The 18,629-nt window shown below is 40.7% G+C and carries 20 protein-coding genes; 2 read left to right on the plus strand and 18 right to left on the minus strand.

The annotated features are described in order from the left end of the window. Window positions 1-57: 57 nt before the first annotated feature. From H9Q76_RS09005 to H9Q76_RS09035, 7 genes are all read right to left on the minus strand, one after another. The gene (locus tag H9Q76_RS09005; RefSeq protein WP_249320981.1) at window positions 58-2,148 is read right to left on the minus strand and encodes a peptidoglycan D,D-transpeptidase FtsI family protein; all 2,091 of its coding nucleotides are present in this window, start codon (window positions 2,146-2,148) and stop codon (window positions 58-60) included. Between the two features lie 58 nt (window positions 2,149-2,206). Beyond that, on the minus strand, window positions 2,207-2,722 hold the full coding sequence (locus H9Q76_RS09010; protein WP_117781067.1) for a hypothetical protein: 516 nt from the start codon (window positions 2,720-2,722) through the stop codon (window positions 2,207-2,209). An 18-nt stretch (window positions 2,723-2,740) separates the two neighbouring features. Beyond that, window positions 2,741-3,682 carry a 16S rRNA (cytosine(1402)-N(4))-methyltransferase RsmH gene (gene rsmH / locus H9Q76_RS09015; RefSeq protein ID WP_117781068.1) on the minus strand — a complete coding sequence of 314 codons (942 nt, stop codon included), beginning with the start codon at window positions 3,680-3,682 and terminating at the stop codon, window positions 2,741-2,743. Between the two features lie 11 nt (window positions 3,683-3,693). Next, entirely contained in the window at window positions 3,694-4,134 is a 441-nt protein-coding gene (mraZ, locus tag H9Q76_RS09020; protein ID WP_021985287.1) for a division/cell wall cluster transcriptional repressor MraZ, read from the minus strand. Window positions 4,135-4,320: 186 nt separating this feature from the next. After that, window positions 4,321-5,253, minus strand: a complete 933-nt coding sequence (gene lgt / locus H9Q76_RS09025; RefSeq protein ID WP_249320982.1) for a prolipoprotein diacylglyceryl transferase — start codon at window positions 5,251-5,253, stop codon at window positions 4,321-4,323. A 62-nt stretch (window positions 5,254-5,315) separates the two neighbouring features. Beyond that, the gene (ychF, locus tag H9Q76_RS09030) at window positions 5,316-6,413 is read right to left on the minus strand and encodes a redox-regulated ATPase YchF (RefSeq protein WP_117781070.1); all 1,098 of its coding nucleotides are present in this window, start codon (window positions 6,411-6,413) and stop codon (window positions 5,316-5,318) included. 160 nt (window positions 6,414-6,573) lie between these two features. Next, window positions 6,574-6,795: an excisionase gene (locus H9Q76_RS09035; protein WP_249320983.1), complete on the minus strand. Its 222-nt coding sequence runs from the start codon at window positions 6,793-6,795 to the stop codon at window positions 6,574-6,576. Window positions 6,796-6,885: 90 nt separating this feature from the next. On the opposite strand from H9Q76_RS09035, the gene H9Q76_RS09040 reads away from it, so the two are divergent. After that, window positions 6,886-7,215 (plus strand): hypothetical protein, encoded by a 330-nt coding sequence (locus H9Q76_RS09040; protein WP_249320984.1) that lies wholly within the window; start codon window positions 6,886-6,888, stop codon window positions 7,213-7,215. A gap of 207 nt (window positions 7,216-7,422) precedes the next feature. Here H9Q76_RS09040 and H9Q76_RS09045 read toward each other — a convergent pair whose 3' ends face one another. The 8 genes from H9Q76_RS09045 to bsh form a co-directional block, all read right to left on the minus strand. After that, window positions 7,423-7,995, minus strand: a complete 573-nt coding sequence (locus H9Q76_RS09045) for a CDP-alcohol phosphatidyltransferase family protein (RefSeq protein WP_005335451.1) — start codon at window positions 7,993-7,995, stop codon at window positions 7,423-7,425. Further along, on the minus strand, window positions 7,985-9,049 hold the full coding sequence (locus H9Q76_RS09050; protein ID WP_238298593.1) for an FUSC family protein: 1,065 nt from the start codon (window positions 9,047-9,049) through the stop codon (window positions 7,985-7,987). The genes H9Q76_RS09045 and H9Q76_RS09050 overlap by 11 nt, the downstream gene beginning before the upstream one ends. A gap of 33 nt (window positions 9,050-9,082) precedes the next feature. Next, a complete protein-coding gene (locus tag H9Q76_RS09055; RefSeq protein WP_117781078.1) occupies window positions 9,083-10,126 on the minus strand; it encodes a HAMP domain-containing sensor histidine kinase in 1,044 nt (347 codons plus the stop codon). Then, window positions 10,126-10,836: a response regulator transcription factor gene (locus tag H9Q76_RS09060; RefSeq protein WP_005421560.1), complete on the minus strand. Its 711-nt coding sequence runs from the start codon at window positions 10,834-10,836 to the stop codon at window positions 10,126-10,128. Before H9Q76_RS09060 ends, H9Q76_RS09055 begins: the two co-directional genes overlap by 1 nt. Continuing rightward, on the minus strand, window positions 10,815-12,248 hold the full coding sequence (locus tag H9Q76_RS09065; protein ID WP_118544814.1) for a phospholipase D family protein: 1,434 nt from the start codon (window positions 12,246-12,248) through the stop codon (window positions 10,815-10,817). Before H9Q76_RS09065 ends, H9Q76_RS09060 begins: the two co-directional genes overlap by 22 nt. A gap of 196 nt (window positions 12,249-12,444) precedes the next feature. Further along, complete coding sequence (cls, locus tag H9Q76_RS09070; RefSeq protein ID WP_118544813.1) at window positions 12,445-14,004, minus strand: cardiolipin synthase; 1,560 nt, start codon at window positions 14,002-14,004, stop codon at window positions 12,445-12,447. Window positions 14,005-14,039: 35 nt separating this feature from the next. Continuing rightward, on the minus strand, window positions 14,040-14,720 hold the full coding sequence (locus H9Q76_RS09075; RefSeq protein WP_117781081.1) for a GTP pyrophosphokinase: 681 nt from the start codon (window positions 14,718-14,720) through the stop codon (window positions 14,040-14,042). Window positions 14,721-14,758: 38 nt separating this feature from the next. Beyond that, a complete protein-coding gene (gene bsh, locus H9Q76_RS09080) occupies window positions 14,759-15,736 on the minus strand; it encodes a choloylglycine hydrolase (RefSeq protein WP_117781082.1) in 978 nt (325 codons plus the stop codon). Window positions 15,737-16,078: 342 nt separating this feature from the next. Between bsh and H9Q76_RS14000 the strand changes: the two genes are divergently transcribed. Beyond that, window positions 16,079-16,303, plus strand: a complete 225-nt coding sequence (locus tag H9Q76_RS14000; protein ID WP_408646523.1) for a hypothetical protein — start codon at window positions 16,079-16,081, stop codon at window positions 16,301-16,303. Window positions 16,304-16,497: 194 nt separating this feature from the next. Here the strand turns inward: H9Q76_RS14000 and H9Q76_RS14005 are convergent, their stop codons facing one another. From H9Q76_RS14005 to H9Q76_RS09095, 3 genes are all read right to left on the minus strand, one after another. Beyond that, window positions 16,498-16,566, minus strand: coding sequence for a hypothetical protein (locus tag H9Q76_RS14005; RefSeq protein WP_408646524.1), 69 nt, complete (start codon window positions 16,564-16,566; stop codon window positions 16,498-16,500). A gap of 61 nt (window positions 16,567-16,627) precedes the next feature. Continuing rightward, window positions 16,628-18,250 (minus strand): recombinase family protein, encoded by a 1,623-nt coding sequence (locus H9Q76_RS09090; protein ID WP_071431012.1) that lies wholly within the window; start codon window positions 18,248-18,250, stop codon window positions 16,628-16,630. A 107-nt stretch (window positions 18,251-18,357) separates the two neighbouring features. Further along, a complete protein-coding gene (locus H9Q76_RS09095; RefSeq protein WP_004849804.1) occupies window positions 18,358-18,543 on the minus strand; it encodes a hypothetical protein in 186 nt (61 codons plus the stop codon). Between the last annotated feature and the right edge of the window lie 86 nt (window positions 18,544-18,629).

The raw sequence follows: 18,629 nt of genomic DNA on the forward strand, positions 1-18,629 counted from the left end.
ATTCTCATTTTATAAAAATGTATTCCCTGTGCGTGCGAACTATACCTGTTTTCTACATCATCCGGTTGGTGCTTCCTGCGTTGTGTCCTGTGCAGGCGATTCTGTCGTTGCACTCGGATCTTCTGTCGTTGTCTCGGTTGTCGTCTCACCCTCGGACTGCTCGACATATGGGTTGTCGCTGCCACCAGCTACATCATTGGCCGGAGCTTCTCCACCATAGATTGGCGTTGCAGGTTCATCCTCTGCCGTTGCCTCATCAATATCATATGTCTCATCCGTCTTATAAATATTCAAATATGGGAAGATAGCTTCTGCAATATCTGCAAACAAATGCGCTGCCTCGCCACTTCCTGACTGTAATTCCGGTTCATCCGCTACGACATAGATAACAACCTGTGGATCGTCCACCGGTGCAAATCCAATAAAGGAAAGAATGTATTTTCCATTTCCTCGTGGAAGCTTCTCGGCAGTACCGGTCTTACCTCCAATCTCGTAACCCTCAACGGTCGCTTTCTTACCGGTACCTTCGGATACTACGTTCTTTAAAAACTGACGCATCTGTGCTGATACATCCTCCGAGATCGTTCTTCTGACTAGCACAGGGTCCAGATTCCGGACGATATTTCCATTTTCATCTTCGATCCGCTGTACAACACTTGGCTCATAATAATATCCGCCGTTAATCGCAGAACAAAATGCGGTTCCAACCTGCATCATGGAAGTAGTTACACCCTGTCCAAACGAAGATATCGCAAGGGATACAGCTCCCATATTATCTGCATGATATACGAGCCCACTGAGTGAGGAATCGCTTGGTTCACCCGGCAGATCGACATTCGTGGACTGTCCAAATCCAAACAACACCTGATATTTATCAAATAATGCAATTCCTTCCTTTGCTACAATCTGCATCAAAGCATCGTTGCAGGATTTCTCCAGCGCTCCGGAAAGGTCGACCATTCCATGTCCACCGTAATCATGGGAATGACACTGTATATAACGGTCCTCAATCTGCTCACCACCATCACAGAAGAATGTATCCTCTGGTGTGATCACACCCTCTTCGAGTGCTCCGGAAATCGTAAATGTCTTATAGGTAGAACCCGGCTCAAACACATCCGATACCGGGAAGTTACGCCATACCTTGTATAGCGCATCCACATGTTCTTCATCTGTTCCGTTTTGCTTAAAGTCCTCAAAACTGGAATATCTGGATGCCTCGAGTTCTTCCTGCGTATCGAACTGATACTGTGTCGAATCCAGATCATAAGCATCGTTTGGATCAAATGTATGGGAATTATACAGCGCCATGATCTGACAATTCTTCGGATTCATCACGAGCACGGATATATTCTTAGCGTCCTCTTCCTCCAGTTTTGCCTTTACCTTTTCCTCAACAATCTTCTGCACATTTGCATCAATACTTGTCACAAGGTTATAGCCGTTAGTTGCCGGCTCAATCGAATTGGTCACGCCGTAATCCTCATTCAGATACGAGTATTCCCGTCCGTTCGTACCATTTAACTCGCTGTTATAATACTCCTCGACGCCATACATGCCGACATTTCCGCTGACGGTAAATCCAAGCAGATGGCACGCAAGTTCTTTGTTCGGATAGACACGTACATACCGCTCTTCGTAATAGATTCCAACGACATTGGAGCCTTCATCGGTTTTGCAGTATTCCTCAAATTTCTGTACTTCCTCGTACTCAACGCCCTTCTTTGCCACTACATAGTACGATTTTTCATTTGCCAGAAATCCTGCGATCTCCTCATCTGTAAATCCGAAAAATTCCTTCAGCGCTGATACCGTCGCCGTCTTTTTCTTCTCATACTGCACGATATTGGCAGGCTCTAATATCAGATCATACACCTTCTTATCCGTCGCAAGCACGGTTCCGTTCGCATCGACAATATCACCACGCTTATACGGAATCACTTTGCTGGAATAGCCCTGTTGCGTCAACACCTGCTGCTTATACTGGCTTCCTTTTTGTGCATTGATCCAGATAATTTTTGCACCAAGCACACCAAATCCAACCATGACACACCCAAACACAAATTTCAATCTGCCGCGCATCCGGTTGGTAAATACCTTTCGCTTTCGTTTTCTTCTATTTTCTCTGTTTTGTGGTCTTCTAGTCATACTTTTACCTCAACCGCAAAAATCGAGCAGCGAAACTGCTCGACTTTTGATCTACATCCTAATTCGAACCCGGAACATCCTGATACTGTTTTACATAATCTTCATTGGCACTGTCATAATAAATGATCTGTCCCTTCTTAGCGTAGACCATGCCAAGTTCATTGGTTGCTACATTGTAAATATCGTCCAATGTATACATATTATTCAAACGAAGCTTATGTGCTGCGTTATCATCTTCGATCTTTTCAAGTTCTGCCTCTAAGGCACTGATGTTGTTCTGCTGTGTGCTGATCTTCGTATTCAGATATAACATCAATACGCTTGATCCAACAACCAGACATACCATAAATGCCATAAACAGCATATATCCTGCGGAGAATGCCAGCGTCTTTTTGGTCTGCGCAGTCACTCTGCGCCGTACCTTTGGTCGTTCCTGCGGACGCTGTTGTGGAGCAACTCTACGGCTCGGTGCCTTTCTTTCCGGCTCATGCACACGGCGTGCCGGAGCTGCGTACATCTGTCTTGCAGCCGTACCGTCTACATAATTCATTTGTCTTCTAACCTGTTGTGCCATATCAATCACTCCTTAAAATCATACATCTGCTTTTTCAAATACCCGCAGCTTGGAACTCTTTGCCCGACTGTTTTCTGCCAGTTCCTGTTCACTTGGAACAATCGGCTTTCTGGTAATCACCTTGCCAGTCGGCTTCTTCCCACATACACAAACCGGGAACTCCGGTGGACATGTACATGGATTCATATTTCTTTTAAATATCGTTTTTACAATCCTGTCTTCCAACGAATGGAATGTGATCACGCTCAATCTGCCACCTGGATTCAGCCATGAGATCATAGTATCTAACGAATTCTCCAGCACATCCAGCTCGTGATTCAATTCAATCCGAATCGCCTGAAATGTTTTCTTGGACGGGTGTCCCTGTCCCTGCCGGACTTTCGCCGGGATCGCCGCCTTGATGATCTCGTTTAACTGTCCGGTTGTCTCTATCACCTGCTCCTGTCTCGCCTTGACGATATGCTTTGCAATATTCTTAGCGAAACTGTCCTCGCCATAATCGCGGATCACATGGTACAGCTCCATTTCAGAATATTCATTTACAATATCCTTCGCTGTCATAGTACTTTCCTGATTCATCCGCATATCAAGCGGCGTGTCCTCACGATAAGTAAACCCACGTTCCACATTATCAAGCTGATACGAGGAGACACCGAGATCCAGAACGATTCCGTCAACACCGCTCACAGAACAGTTCTTCAATACGGCATCAATATCCTGATAGTTGGAATGCACGATCGTTACACGATCTTTGTAATCCTTCAACCGCTCGGTCGCCGCTGCAATCGCATCCAGATCCTGATCGATTCCGATCAGTCTACCTTTGTCCGAAAGCCGCTTGCAGATCTCTAAGGAATGTCCACCCCCACCGAGGGTTCCATCCACATAGATTCCATCCGGTTTTATATTCAGACTGTCAATTGTCTCATCTAAAAGTACCGATTTGTGTTTAAATTCCATCGCAGCCTCCCTTAGATGTTGAACAACTCACCAATCTCGGCGATTTCTTTCAGGTCAATCTCTTCTGGGCTGTTGATCTTATCCCAGGCTGCCTTATCCCAGATTGCTACGGTATCCGTATGTCCAATCATGACAACCTCGCGATCAATGCCCGCATATTCACGTAATTTTTGTGGAATTACAATACGATACTGACTATCCATCTCGCAGACAACCGCAGATCCCTCGTAGAAATCACGAAGACGTCTTGCCTGGAAATTACTCTTTGGCAGTGCAGCAAGCTTCTCTGCGAATTTTGTCCACTCTGCTTCCGGATATACGTCAATGTTATGATCCATACCGTTGCACAGCACAAATTTATCCCCAAGTTCCTGACGGAATCTTATGGGAATAATCAATCTGCCCTTTGCATCGAGGCCATGATTCGATTCTCCTATCATACCCATTGACATATAGCTTCACCTTTCGTATTGCATGCAATGTTCTTCCCTGTGTGGGAACAACCTCCACTGAGCACCACTTGACATCCATTTCACTGCCACTCAGCTTCCACTTGTGTTTCATTGTAACGCAAAAAAAAGGGAAATGCAATACCAATTTGCATTTCCCTTGTCCATTTCTTACAATTTTTAATTGATTTATTGTTCCTTTTTTCCTGCTGGTGCCTGTTTTTTTACGGTATCCATCCGTTTTTTTACAATCAGCACGGAACAAGCCAGTACACAGATTGCTGCAAGCAGCTGGGACACCTTCATATTAATAAACGGAATCATCAAAGAATCCGAACGCAGTCCCTCGATCCATACACGTCCCATTCCATAGCCCCACAGATACATAAGGAAGATTTCTCCATCGAACTTCTTGTGTTTCCGATAGATGATAATGACGATCAACAAAATCAAATTCCACACTGATTCATACAGGAAAGTCGGATGCACGGTGATCCACTGCATACCATCGTAGACCTGCATATGGTTTGCCATCTCCGAAGTGATGATACCGGAGTTAATCATACCGGTCAGGGTTCCTTTGCCAACATAATAGTCGGTCGGAATTGCCATCGCAAAAAGCGAATTCGTGTAATCGCCAAATGCTTCGCGGTTGAAGAAATTACCCCAGCGTCCCATAATCTGTCCGATCAAAAGCCCCATCGTCACCGTATCGGCAAGCACAGAGAACTTCATCTTCCGCTTCTTCGCAAAGACGATTGCAACAATCGCACCTGCAATCACGCCACCATAGATGGCAAGTCCGCCACTCCGGATATCGATCAGATCGAACAACGTCTTCCCGAAGCTTTTGCCCTTCTGGAAATACGAATCCCAACTGAATATAATATAGTAGAGCCGCGCACCGAGGATCGCCGGGATGATCAGCCAGAGCATGAAATCCAGATACGTGTCCTCGCTCTGCCCGGTCCGTTTTGCTTCCTTGCTGATTGCAAGGAACGCGAGCACAAATCCAAGTGCTATGATCACACCATAAAATTTGATTTCAAATCCAAAGATCGTGAAACCGTCTTTGATATTTTTTAATACTATCCCAAGATTTGGGAATCTGATATCATACATAGTTTTTCCTTTTTATTTTCGTCTATAGACTCTATTGATAAGTTTTTCACAACGATATAGTTTTATACATTAAACTTGAATAAAATCACATCGCCATCCTGCACGACGTATTCTTTTCCTTCCTGACGTACAAGGCCTTTTTCCTTCGCCGCAAGCATGTTGCCGCTCTCCATCAGATCATCGTAAGCAACAACCTCTGCCTTGATGAATCCACGTTCAAAATCCGTATGAATCTTACCTGCTGCCTGTGGTGCCTTCGTGCCCTTCGTGATTGTCCATGCACGTGTCTCATCCGGACCACTTGTCAGGTAACTGATGAGTCCAAGCAGAGAATAACTTGCCTTGATCAGCTTATCCAAACCGGACTCCGATACGCCAAGCTCCTCTAAGAACATCTGCTTCTCATCATCATCTAACTCGGAGATCTCCTGCTCAATCTGTGCACATACAGCAAATACTTCACTGCCAAATTCCTTCGCATATTCGCGCACCTTCTGTACATATGGATTACCCGCTCCATCATCTGCCAGATCATCCTCCGATACATTTGCCGCATAGATTACCGGCTTGCCTGTCAGCAGGTTGTATTCCTTCATCCACTTGATCTCGTCCTCATCGTCTGTCTCAAAGGAGATTGCAAGCTTTCCGGATTCGAGATGCTCCTTGATCCGCTTCTGCAGATCGACTTCCTTTGCAAGTTCCTTGTTATTGGCTGCGCCACGCTGTCCCTTCGCGATTCGACGGTCAAGTACCTCGATATCTGCGAAGATCAGCTCATAATTGATTGTCTCGATATCGCGGATCGGATCAACCGAACCATCGACATGAATGACATTTGGATCTTCAAAGCAACGTACAACATGCACAATCGCATCTGTCTCACGAATGTTGGATAAGAACTGGTTTCCAAGTCCTTCTCCCTTAGATGCACCCTTTACAAGTCCTGCAATATCAACGAACTCAATCACAGCCGGTGTTGTCTTCGCTGAATGATACATCTCGGTCAGCTTGTCAAGCCGCTTGTCCGGTACCGGTACGACACCCACGTTCGGATCGATCGTACAGAACGGATAGTTCGCGCTTTCCGCGCCCGCCTTTGTCAAAGAATTAAATAATGTGGACTTTCCGACGTTCGGAAGCCCGACGATTCCTAGTTTCATTTTATGTTATCTCCTTTGTTCTTTGTTCAGCTGTTGTGTGAACATACCGCGCTTCTTTCGTAACTAAAGAAGCCACGCATTCAGCATATACTATACTATAACGTGGCCCAATTGTAAATTCTAAAGTTGATAATTACCCTTACAAAATGAATAAATTGTCTTATATCTCAACATTGTCCAGGATGTATTTTTCAAACTCTGTTCGCTTAATCAGTTTCTTCTTTCCTACATACAGCACAAATGTACAAGTTGGATTCCTAAGCAACTCTTCAAGCTTATTTAACCCTATATGCGAATACGCTGATGCTTTTTGTTTTGTAAGCATAAACTTATTCCAGATAGGTATTTCATCCGGTTCAAAATCTTTTATTTGTTCCATCATATATACCTAACCTCCATATTCTTTCTAAACGTCTCATTCGACGTATTTTCCATCTTTTATACATATTTTGATTCTCTTGATGAAAACTGCATGTATTACGATATTGAATTCCGTATTGTACGTATTCGCCTTGATAATGGAACCTATATCTGTATTGCCACCAATCTTTCAGAAGAAGAATTTCCCCTGGAAGAAATCAATAAACTTTACCGGATGCGCTGGAGCGAGGAAACAAGCTTCCGTGAACTCAAATACACCATCACAGTAAACATATGCAGGGCATATCTCAAACATGGTGGTAACGAAACAGAGACCATGCTTCTCATACAAAAGTATCTGACACCTGTCAGGTACAATCGAAAATATCCTATCCACCTCCGTCCAAAGAGAAATAGGGATTTCATGTATCGGGTTGCATAAATCTCGTTACCATTATACTGCGTTATGAGGCAGATATGCAATCTGTCTTTTTGTCATAAAAAACCTTATCTAAATGACATTGAATGATTTATTTTCTATCTAAAATTTTATTAAACCGACTAAAGACTCCATAGTTTGTGTGTTTGACTTACTGTTTATATCTATCTTCTCCTAAATATTTTTCTAGTCATTGCAATATAAAATTGCTTATACAGTCTCTCCCTTAAGAGTCCTGGTATTCTGGATAATATACAGAGCGACCGATATGACCATCATTATAGCGCACAAACCAATCAACAGATCTGATACCATCGGTGTAATGTGGAACCATATAATATGCACCGCTGCAGTTCCATATAATAAAAAGGTTACTATCTTTCCATGCCAGTCTGCACCATGTACTTTTCCTGTCTTTCGTATCACAAGACATCCACTGACTACCATATACAGCTCCTTACCTGCCATTATTACGATTAAAAGAAGCACATGCGGAAAACGAGTAAACAGACAGATTAACATCGCTGCCTGTGTCAGCTTATCAGCCACCGGATCAAGTATTTTTCCTAAATTACTAATCCTATGGAATCTTCTTGCGATATATCCATCAGCAAGATCCGTAAGACCAGACAGCAATAAGATTTCACCAGCTAACAGAGGATTTTTCTTAACACAATAACTCCATATAATTACCGGAATCAGACAAAGCCGAAAAAAAGAAAGAAGATTAGGAACCGTAATAATTCTATTCAAATTTTCTTCCTGATTCACTTCACTCTGCATGTACGGTCACCTCACTTTCCTTTTTTTTAGACATAAACCAATAAAATATAACGCAAAATGCTAAAGCAAACACAACACCAAAAACATTTTGAATCACTCTAAGACTAACCGCTCCCTGTAGTCCATAAGTCTCTGTAGCAATGGCTAAAGCACCAAATGTGTTAAATACTGCCTGCCAGCCATATTGTGCTGAAAATCCTACACCGATTCCACCAAGAATTCCTATATATGCATAGATTGACGAAGGAAGCAGAAAATATAATACTGTAAAACATATAACACCTACAATATTTCCAACAATCCTTTTACGGACTCTGTAGTGCATATCTTCCATAAACGGCAAAATCACGGACATGGCCGCAATACCAGCCCACATTGCACGTGGCATATTACAAAGTTCTGCAATGCAAAGGACAATCGGTACGCATAAAATCTGACATATCTGCCATTTTGTTCTGGAAGAAGTGATATCAAATTCATGTATCAGATCTTTCAGATTTCTTTTATAAGTTCTGTTTTTATGATTTCGATAAAATACGAAGCAGGTAAGTGCTGCACCTAAAGCCATTCCGACTAATCGCATCTGATAGCTTTTTCCCGTAACATCATAACCATATAGCAGCAGATACCCAAGAACCAATGTAGATTGATTAAACATGAATGGATTATGGCATCCGAACAGAATCAACACAGCCAGTGCCGCAATATTTAACAGCATTCCCAATACCGGTGAAAACTGATTTGCTAAATGCGGACATACAGTCATAATTACAAAGAACAAAGCCAAAAGCATGGTAGATTGTCCGGTGTGGATCCCCAGATCCGCATTTCTAAACACCATGAGACATAATAAGACTACTACACCTACAATGCTGTTCTCATTTCCAAATAGGATGCTGAAAATACTAACAAAGAAAAAACAAAATGCCATTGTAACAGCTATCTTCACCAGATATACCCACATATGATATAATTTTTCTTTTAGTGTTTCACTCTTTTTCAACAGGTTTTTAGAACCTGCCTGATTTAACTGCAACTCCTGATAAAATGTCATATAAATCCTCCTATCTTCTAATTTATCTTAAAACTATATAATCTCATCTTTCTGCTTTGGCAGCTCTATAACAAATCTGCATCCACCATATTCACGGTTTTCTGCTTTGATTGTTCCTCCGGCACTATCTACAATCCGTTTTACAAGTGCAAGACCTAGGCCATTTCCTTCTGCTTTATGAGATCCATCTACCTGATAGAACTTGTCAAATATTCTGGATTTTACATCATCCTCTATTCCTGGTCCTTCATCTTCCAGAACGAACTTAACAGAATCCTGTTCTTGTTTCAGAAACATCGTAATTGTCCCCTTTGAAGGGCTGAACTTAATCGCATTATCCAAAAGATTTATCCAGATATGCATAAAAAGTCCTTCATTCCCAGTATATTTAACTTCCTCCAATTCTACCTGAAAACCAATTTCTTTTTCTGTCCATTTTGTTTCCAATGAAAGAAATGCCTGGCGGATCTGTTCATCCAGACGATATTCTGTTTTTTTCATTGGTATATTCTGATTCTCTAACTTGGATAACAACAAAATATTACCAACCAATCCGGAAAGTCTTTGGGTGTTAAATAAGATTTTTTCTACATATTCCTCTTGATCCGGAGACAGTTCTTCTCCCTGAAGCAGCATTGTATATCCTTCAATGGCATTAATCGGGGTCTTAAACTCATGAGAAACATTAGATACAAAATCCATTTGCAGCACCTCTGTTGCACGAAGTTCTTTTGTCATAACGTTAAAACTTTGATAAGATTCTCCAACTTCTGCTATACGGCTGTTCGTTTCCAAATGCTGTTCAAAATCTCCCTGAGAAACTTCCTTCATTGCTTTACTAAGTCTGGTAATTGGTTCCAGTAACTTTGCATTGATAAAGGAAGTAATCAGCCCTGCAATCAATGTATTGAAAATCAAAAGCCAGCCAAGCACAGGTATGCTGCCCGGCAGATTAAAAAAATGATTCAAAAAAGCAAATAATAAAGCAGATATGACTGTTGAAAATACAAGTGCCAGCCAGATTGCACCAGTCAGACAGGATCGGATCCGCAATCCTTTTTTTTTCTTTTGTTCCATTATTTTTTCACCACCTTGTATCCAATTCCACGCATTGTTACGATTTCAAAATCCGGGTTATCTTTAAAACGCTCTCTGAGTCTTCCTATATGTACCTCTATTGTATGTGGGTCTGCCTCCGTCTCGTATCCCCATACTTCATCCATCAACTGTTGTTTTGTAAACGTTCTGCCTGGCGAAGCTGCAAGCTTATATAAAAGCAGGAATTGTTTTTTAGGTAAAACAAGACTTTCCTTATCAGTTGTAACCGTCATTGCATCATAATCAAACTCTGTTGAACCGATCACAATTTTGTGTTCATTCAATATCTGTGCACGGCGAAGCAGTGCTCCGACTCTTAAAACCATTTCATTCACATTTACCGGTTTTACCATATAATCATCACTTCCCGAAAAAAATCCCTGACGCATATCATCAAAGGAACCTTTCGCAGTGATCATAAGTACCGGTATCTGATATCCTGCTGAACGAAGTTCTGACACCAGTTCATAGCCATCCATAACCGGCATCATAATATCAGAAATGATCAGATCAATATATTCCTTATCCAATACTTCTAAAGCCTGTGCTCCATCCGATGCACTTTTGACTTGATATCCATTCTTCTCAAGCACTTTTTGGAATAGCTGGCTTAATTCTTTATCATCTTCTACAATCAATATTTGAAACACGTTTTCCTTCCTCCTTATTAAAACAGATACCTTGCCCATCCAAGCAGATGCTGTACCAAAAATATTTTTCCCTGACGTTTCTTTGTTAATTCGATTGGCTCTACATGATATGGATCATTATAAGTTCCCCCTTCTAATATCTGGCGGGACACTTTTTCATATTCCATCATGCCCTCTTCCAACTGTTTATTAATATCTTTGCTTCGTATTACAAGCATCAGTTCCGTATCCAGATATGCACTTCTCATGTCCATATTAAAGGAACCGATTACAGACAGATCATCGTCAATCAGAATACTTTTTCCGTGGTATGAATAACCGCCTTCATATTCCCAGATATTAATTCCTGTACTTAAGATTCTATTTCTGTTTTTAGCATAATCAGCAGACCCAAATGGATTCCCATTATTCGCAACTGAATTTGTCATGATAGAAAAATCTGAAACGTTCTCTGCAATCTCCTCCCATGTATTATACATCATATCATTACAGATAATATATGGCGTGTGGATCTTTACACGATTTTTTGCATTTTTCATCAATTCTCCCAACTGATACCACACTACTGGTTCTTTGGAACCTGTGTGAATAGGATTTGACACTAATGTAATCTTTTCTGTCTCAAAAGTTTCGTTCGTATAATCGGTCTCGCAGATTCTTTCCTTATTCTCTTCAAAATATTTCTGATAGCTGTTCTGCAGCTCTAAAACTGCGTTCTTTACAGATTTTCTATTTGCCAGTTTTTTATTGTTATGAAAATAACCACTGTCTTCCTGATTCCATATGGTTTCAAAATACTCTGACAACTGGTTAACTGAATTTTCTTTCTCAGGTTCATCGCAAACCACTAACACGTCTCTGTCATAGTTCTTATGTCCCGGAAAATCACCCAGGAAATAATTGTGTGTATTTCTTCCCCCAAGAATATATCTCTTTCCATCTGCAATCAAATATTTATCATGCATTCTACCCATCATTTCCCACGGGTTCAACGGATTGGCCTTATTATACAGTTTAATTTCAACATTCTCATGGGAAGATAATCCATAGAAATACGGATTTCCTTCCATATCAATCCAGCTCTCCATTCCATCTACTAACAGACGAATATGTACACCTCTGTCTGCCGCATCATGCAGTGCTCCTAAAATCAATTTTCCACTTTCATCGGATTGAAATGCAAAAGTAGAAAGAATAATTTCCTTTTTTGCATTCTTGATCAAACGCACTCTTTGTAAAAGCGCTTCTGGATTCTTTTCTATGATTACTGCCCGTTCTGTATTTTCACTGCATTCGTTCCATGACCCATTTTTTGTTTCTTTTTTGGTTGTATTGGACACTTCCGGCTGCTTTTTATATGCAACGCAGATTCCGAGCAATTCATAAAAAGCCACACATAAAAAAATTGCCAGTATAACAAGAAGGATTTTACATATTTTATGCTTTATCATTGTACATCACCTGATTCCTTTTTATTTCATACTTATACAATACAAAGTCAATCTCAATTTAACCTCAACAAAATTTATTTTTCATCCATGCAAAATCTTCTTTGTACAACAGACTGTTAGATATAGCAAAAACGACCTTTCAAAAACAGTTAACTTCTAAATCAACTGTTTTTTGAAAGGTCGTTTCATCAGATTCTTATAGCAATCCAGCAAATAATCTCATAAATAATTGTCCCAGTCGCAAATGTGCACTTCGTCCGGTTTGATATTGGTCTGTCACATCTCGACATTCTCCCATCGTTCTTATCAGATCATTTTTTATTTCCACAACTGCCTGACAATCTGCCATAAAACAGCCGTTTTCAAAATGGTGATATAAACTTCGATAATCCAGATTAATTGTTCCACAAGTTGCCATACAGTCATCTGCCACACTCATTTTTGCATGACAGAAACCAGGAGTCCACTCATAAACACGAACACCATGTTTAACTAATCCATGATAAAAAGAACGAGTTATATTATAGATGAATTTTTTATCAGGGATACCAGGTGTGATAATTCTTACGTCTACCCCTCGCTTAGCAGCCAGACATAACGCATGCGTCATTTCATCTGTTATGATTAGATATGGAGTCATAAACCAACAATATTTTTCAGCTTTATTTATCATACTGATATAAACTTCTTCTCCTACTTGCTCATTATCCATAGGGCTGTCTGCATAAGGTTGAACAAACCCAGTTTGCTGTGCCGTATAATCATAGTGGAAAAGGTATTTACTAAAATCAGAATCATTAGCATCCTTATCACTTACTGCATTCCACATTTCCAAAAATGTCACCGTAAGCGACTGAACAGCATCTCCTTCTAAACGAATACCTGTATCTTTCCACTGTCCATACGGGTGTGTGTAATTAAAATATTCGTTTGCTAGATTATATCCACCTGTAAATCCGACTTTTCCATCAATAACTGTTATTTTTCTATGATCACGATTGTTCAAAAACAGATTTAAACCTGGCATAAACGGATTGAATACACGGCAATGAATTCCTATTGCCTCCATCTTTTTCACAAAATCTGTGTTAATAAAGCCTATAGAACCCATATCATCGTAGAATACTCTAACTTCCACACCTGCTTTTACTCGCTCTTCCAGAACATCTTGAATCTTATGCCATGCTTCAGCGTCTTCTATCGCATGATATTCCATAAAGATAAACTTCTGTGCTTTCTCCAAATCCTTAAGCTGTGCCTCTAATCCTTTCACTGCTTCATCAAAATACACAATATCCGTATTCTGATAGATTGGATACTGCGAATTTCTTTGTATGTAACTTGCTATATTTCCTGCTTTCGGAATTGTTTCTTTTATTCTGTTCAAACACTCCTGACTGTCCGGAAGCATTGGTAACAATTTGCTATCAATTTCTGCATATCGCTCACGCATTTTATGCGTGCCACCATTCAAACCAATCAACAAATACAGGCCTACACCCATAATTGGGAAAATTAGAATTAAGATGACCCAAGGCATTTTCATAGAGGATGTCTTATTTGATGCGTACAATCCCAAAACCAAGATCCCACTCAAAATCCTTGTAAATAAATTTATAATTTCTGCATATTCATTCAAGCGTGTTACGATAGCAATAATAAAAATCACTTCCAGAAGAATGCAGATTATGGAAAAACACAGCCGTTTTACCCCATTTTTTGTTTTTGCTTTGCCCTCTAAAGTATCTTGTTTCATATATATTCCACCCTCCTACTTGCTCAGTTTTCTCCCTAAATTTCGTGGAACATACCAATTTTGTCTTTTATTCTCTGCATTTCATTATCTGCTTCAATGATAGCTCTTGCAGAATGAAGTAATTCTTCACTTATCTCATCATAGCCAGGCATTTCTTCAATTCCTTTTTTATAGCGAAGTTGATGTTCCAATGTTGCCCAGAAATCCATACCATTGGTTCGAATCTGTAATTCTACACGCATAGGTGTTTTACCCTTAGCAAAAAATACTGGTATTTCAACAATCATATGATAGCTTCGATAACCATTCGATTTTGGATTTTTTATATAATCTTTTATTTCAATAACTTTAATATCATCCTGTTGGGTAATCAAATCTGATATCATATAAATATCGTCAATAAACGCACAAACTATTCGAACGCCTGCTACATCATTGAGATATGTCTGTATATTTTCTGTTGTAAATTCATATCCCATCTTCTGCAGTTTATCGTGAATACTATTGGGCTTCTTAATTCTTGTTTTTATAAAAGAAATAGGATTTCGATTGTTCTCAACCGAAAATTCATCATCCAAAACCTCAAGTTTAGTTTGTATCTCCCGAATAGCACAACGATACATCATCATTAAATTATAAAATTTTGTAGCATTATTTAAAAACTGTAGTGATTCCGGACTGTCCATCCTGATTTTTTTTACTTCATCTTTTGTCATGGAACTTTCCTTTCTACCTCATCCCTGATTTCAAAACATTATTTATTTTGATAGTTGATTCGTTCTCCTTGAATTACTGGATAACAAATCATTTTATCACTATCCAGATTTTCTACATGCATATCTACTGCACTGATCTGATGGTTTTCATAAGTATTGTAATAATAAATACCTTTTGTAACATTACAACACGACGTATACAATGTGATTTCATATTTTCCATCCGCTACTTCGCAACATCCTCGTTGCTGATCCACAGATCCGAGAATGTGGAAGAATTGGCTAACGCTTTCTTCCTCTGATTCACCTGAAATTGCATTTACCTTTGTAAAAGCTACACGTACAAAACGTGAGGAAGATGAGAGATCTCCCGGAAGACCTAATCCTCCCATACCTCTACTATATGCATCAAGAGTCAAAGTTTCGCTGAAAGTATTTCTGGGCTGTTTAGGAGATAAATACATATAATTATTTAGTTGAAACATCTGCTGTGGAAATGGCGGATTATTCGTAAGCACTCCTACTGGATTGTCATAAATATGCAAACCATCTGCCATAGATTCTACCGTAATTGACTCATTCTCATCAGAAATGATCCAGTGTAATTGTGCTAATGGTAATTGCTCGCTGAAAGGAGTATTAACAATATTAATTCGTTCAAGAAGCTCGCGAACTTCAACTAAAGAAGAACACTGACTTAAAATCCACGGAATAAATTCAAACTGTGCAATATTTTCCACATCTGGCTTAATCTCGGCATAAACAGCATTTCCGACAAAATTCAGTCCTGCCATTGCCACTCCTTTTTCATTCATAGCATCATAATACAAAGGATAATCCTCTGCAACATGAGCCATTCCAATAATTGCATAATGATTTTTCATATCGCCAACATGGCGAAAATTAAACGCATAATTACGTGGTGTAATTACTATCTGCTCACCATAAGAGCATTCATAATCGAGGGTTCGTCCAAAGTAAAAATCTTTTGTTTTATAAGTTGCTGCTGTACACATGATCGTTTATCCTCCTAAATAGATTGAAATATGTCAATGAGTTTTTTTCTTATCTAATTTAAAATCCACACTCGACAGCTGCATCACAGAACTCGATGAATTTGCCTGACAGCGAATTCGATACTCATATAAGAACAACACTTACCAAACGCCATACGAAAGAAACACTGGGGGAATCCTAACACCTATACCATACTTCAGCCTTCTACCGATTTTGATTTTCTTGATGAAAACTGCATGTATTACGATATTGAATTCCGTATAGTACGTATTCGCCTTGATAATGGAACCTAGATCTGTATTGCCACCAATCTTTCAGAAGAAGAATTTCCTCTGGAAGAAATCAATAAACTTTACCGGATGCGCTGGAGCGTGGAAACAAGCTTCCGTGAACTCAAATACACCATCGCAGTAAACATATGCAAGGCATATCTCAAACACGGTGGTAACGAAACAGAGACCATGCTTCTCATACAAAAGTATCTGACACCTGTCAGGTACAATCGAAAATATCCTATCCACCTCCGTCCAAAGAGAAATAGGGATTTCATGTATCGGGTTGCATAAATCTCGTTACCATTATACTGCATTATGAGGCAGATATGCAATCTGTCTTTTTGTCATACACAAAAAAATGATTTGAACTCATCATACACCTGCTTTCTACGCATTAGTGCACCTAAAAAATACAGCATTTCTTAACTGAACAGTATTTTCAATGCATGAACGCATATGATATACTGTTTTCATCATAAAAAACCTTATCTAAATGACATTGATTCATCAATACTAACTCCAAAATATTTCGATAACTTGATTAACTTATCAATTGATGGTTCTGATTCTCCCGTTTCCCTTAATTAAAGATATTGTTGGGTAAAAAAAGAAAGGTCAGTCGATTTTGCCGATGAAGCGGTAGTAGATTTCTACTTCCTGCTCACGGCTTCCATCCTCGCCCTTGACAGCTTCGTGGACGGTTATTTTTTCAATTAGAGTGTTCAGAAGTTCGGCGGTCAGCTCCACAGGGTTGACATACTGTTTCATTAGGGCAATCCACTTTTCAGCATCCGCTGCGGTCTGTACGGCGGCTTCCATCATTTCGTGAAGCTGTCTTATTTTTGTTTCAAGCTCCTTTTGCTCGTTCTGGTACTTCTCGGACAGCATATTGAAGTTATACTCGGTTATGCGTCCGGCAGACCAGTCCTCATACATTTTAGCAAACAGCCCGTCAACCTCGGCTTTACGCTTCTCTGCCTTTTTCAGCTCCGCAGCCTGCTTTTTCTTCGCAGAGTTCCTTTCCCTGTCGCTGACATTGAGCAGCCGTTTCAGCAGCTTGTCCTCATCTTTCTGTGCCAGCATAGACCAGTATTGCAGTCTTGCAAGCACATAGGCATACAGTACATCATAGCGGATATAGTGCATGGAACACTGGCGTAATCCCTGTCCGTTCTTGCTGCAATGGTAGTACCCGTATGGGTTTTTGTTCTGCTTGTTTTCCCCATAGGCTAAAGACCATCCGCAGTCTGCACATTTTATCAATCCTGCGAAAATCTGTGTCGTACCGTTTCTGCGTTTCCTGCGTCTGCTTGCAATCAGCTCTTGAACTTTTTGGAACACTTCTTCGGAAATGATGGCTTCGTGGGTATTTTCCACACGATACCATTCTTCCTGCGGCTTCCGCACCTTTTTCTTGTTCTTGAATGAAATGTTGCTCTGCTTGTTGTGAACGCTGTGACCGATGTAGGTTTCCTCTTTCAAAATGCTCTTGACCTGTGCAATCGTCCACGCATAGGCTTTTTCTGCGGGCGCACCGGCGTAGATATTGGCGAAAGTCCCGTATCTTTCATAGTTCAGCCAGCCGGGGGTAGGTACTTTTTCCTCCACCAGAATCCGTGTAATGCTGGCGGCTCCACGCCCGTGTACAGCAAGGTCAAAAATCTTCTCTACAATCCAGCGTGTTTCCGGGTCGATCAGAAGATGACCTTTTTTGTCCGGGTCTTTTACATAGCCCAGCGGTGCATAGGCTCCATAGTGTGCGCCATTGGCAAATCTTGTGTGCATGGCAGCCTTGACCTTTTTGCTGGTCTGTCGGGCGTGCATTTCATTCAGGATGTTTAAGAACGGTGCAAGCTCGCTTTCTCCGTTGATGGTGTCCACATTGTCATTGATGGCAATGTAGCGTACTCCCTTGCTGGGGAAATAGATTTCCGTGTACTGACCGGTCAGGATATAGTTTCTTCCCAGACGGGATAAGTCCTTTGTGACAACGCAGTTGATTTTCCCGTCTTCGATGTCATCAATCATCCTTTGGAAACTTGGACGCTCGAAATTTGTCCCACTCCATCCGTCGTCAATGTACTCGTCTACAACGGTCAGCCCATGCTCTGCGGCATACTGTCTAAGCATCATGCGCTGGGTCTGGATACTGCCGCTTTCCCCCTGTAATTCATCGTCACGGCTCAATCTCAAATATAGTGCAGTGTTATAAATCGTTGTATTGTATGGTTGTTTCACGGTTAAAAATCCTCCTTCTAAAAGAAACAACCCACGCTTATACAATACTCGCTGGTACAAGTATATCATAAGCGTGGGCTGATTGACAGTCGTTATTCCGTATTTTTTCAGGAAGCGGCGGCAGCGTGCTGGATCACATCTTCCAGCAGGCTGTCAAGCGGCTTCCCATCCTGTGCGAAATGCTCCGATACCTTGATACGGACTTTCCCCATGACAAAATACTGGGTGCCGTCTTTTTCGGTAAGCAGGGTGCCGCTGTTTTTGTTATTGCTCTCGTTTTTGCTTTTTGCCATAGGCAGTTACCTCCATAAATGAAATATGCCCGACAAGGGAATGTCAGACAGGTGTACAGCCGCAGACTGTCTCCGTGTCAACCAAA

Origin of the sequence: Wujia chipingensis, from assembly GCF_014337155.1 — a bacterium.
GTDB classification, from domain to species: Bacteria; Bacillota; Clostridia; order Lachnospirales; family Lachnospiraceae; genus Coprococcus_C; species Coprococcus_C hominis.

What these genes read in the sequence shown, in the direction of transcription:
- H9Q76_RS09005 (WP_249320981.1), bottom strand. Translation starts at nt 2,148, where the DNA reads ATGACTAGAAGACCACAAAACAGAGAAAATAGAAGAAAACGAAAGCGA.
- H9Q76_RS09010 (WP_117781067.1), bottom strand. Translation starts at nt 2,722, where the DNA reads ATGGCACAACAGGTTAGAAGACAAATGAATTATGTAGACGGTACGGCT.
- rsmH (WP_117781068.1), bottom strand. Translation starts at nt 3,682, where the DNA reads ATGGAATTTAAACACAAATCGGTACTTTTAGATGAGACAATTGACAGT.
- mraZ (WP_021985287.1), bottom strand. Translation starts at nt 4,134, where the DNA reads ATGTCAATGGGTATGATAGGAGAATCGAATCATGGCCTCGATGCAAAG.
- lgt (WP_249320982.1), bottom strand. Translation starts at nt 5,253, where the DNA reads ATGTATGATATCAGATTCCCAAATCTTGGGATAGTATTAAAAAATATC.
- ychF (WP_117781070.1), bottom strand. Translation starts at nt 6,413, where the DNA reads ATGAAACTAGGAATCGTCGGGCTTCCGAACGTCGGAAAGTCCACATTA.
- H9Q76_RS09035 (WP_249320983.1), bottom strand. Translation starts at nt 6,795, where the DNA reads ATGATGGAACAAATAAAAGATTTTGAACCGGATGAAATACCTATCTGG.
- H9Q76_RS09040 (WP_249320984.1), top strand. Translation starts at nt 6,886, where the DNA reads ATGTATTACGATATTGAATTCCGTATTGTACGTATTCGCCTTGATAAT.
- H9Q76_RS09045 (WP_005335451.1), bottom strand. Translation starts at nt 7,995, where the DNA reads ATGCAGAGTGAAGTGAATCAGGAAGAAAATTTGAATAGAATTATTACG.
- H9Q76_RS09050 (WP_238298593.1), bottom strand. Translation starts at nt 9,049, where the DNA reads ATGACATTTTATCAGGAGTTGCAGTTAAATCAGGCAGGTTCTAAAAAC.
- H9Q76_RS09055 (WP_117781078.1), bottom strand. Translation starts at nt 10,126, where the DNA reads ATGGAACAAAAGAAAAAAAAAGGATTGCGGATCCGATCCTGTCTGACT.
- H9Q76_RS09060 (WP_005421560.1), bottom strand. Translation starts at nt 10,836, where the DNA reads ATGGGCAAGGTATCTGTTTTAATAAGGAGGAAGGAAAACGTGTTTCAA.
- H9Q76_RS09065 (WP_118544814.1), bottom strand. Translation starts at nt 12,248, where the DNA reads ATGATAAAGCATAAAATATGTAAAATCCTTCTTGTTATACTGGCAATT.
- cls (WP_118544813.1), bottom strand. Translation starts at nt 14,004, where the DNA reads ATGAAACAAGATACTTTAGAGGGCAAAGCAAAAACAAAAAATGGGGTA.
- H9Q76_RS09075 (WP_117781081.1), bottom strand. Translation starts at nt 14,720, where the DNA reads ATGACAAAAGATGAAGTAAAAAAAATCAGGATGGACAGTCCGGAATCA.
- bsh (WP_117781082.1), bottom strand. Translation starts at nt 15,736, where the DNA reads ATGTGTACAGCAGCAACTTATAAAACAAAAGATTTTTACTTTGGACGA.
- H9Q76_RS09095 (WP_004849804.1), bottom strand. Translation starts at nt 18,543, where the DNA reads ATGGCAAAAAGCAAAAACGAGAGCAATAACAAAAACAGCGGCACCCTG.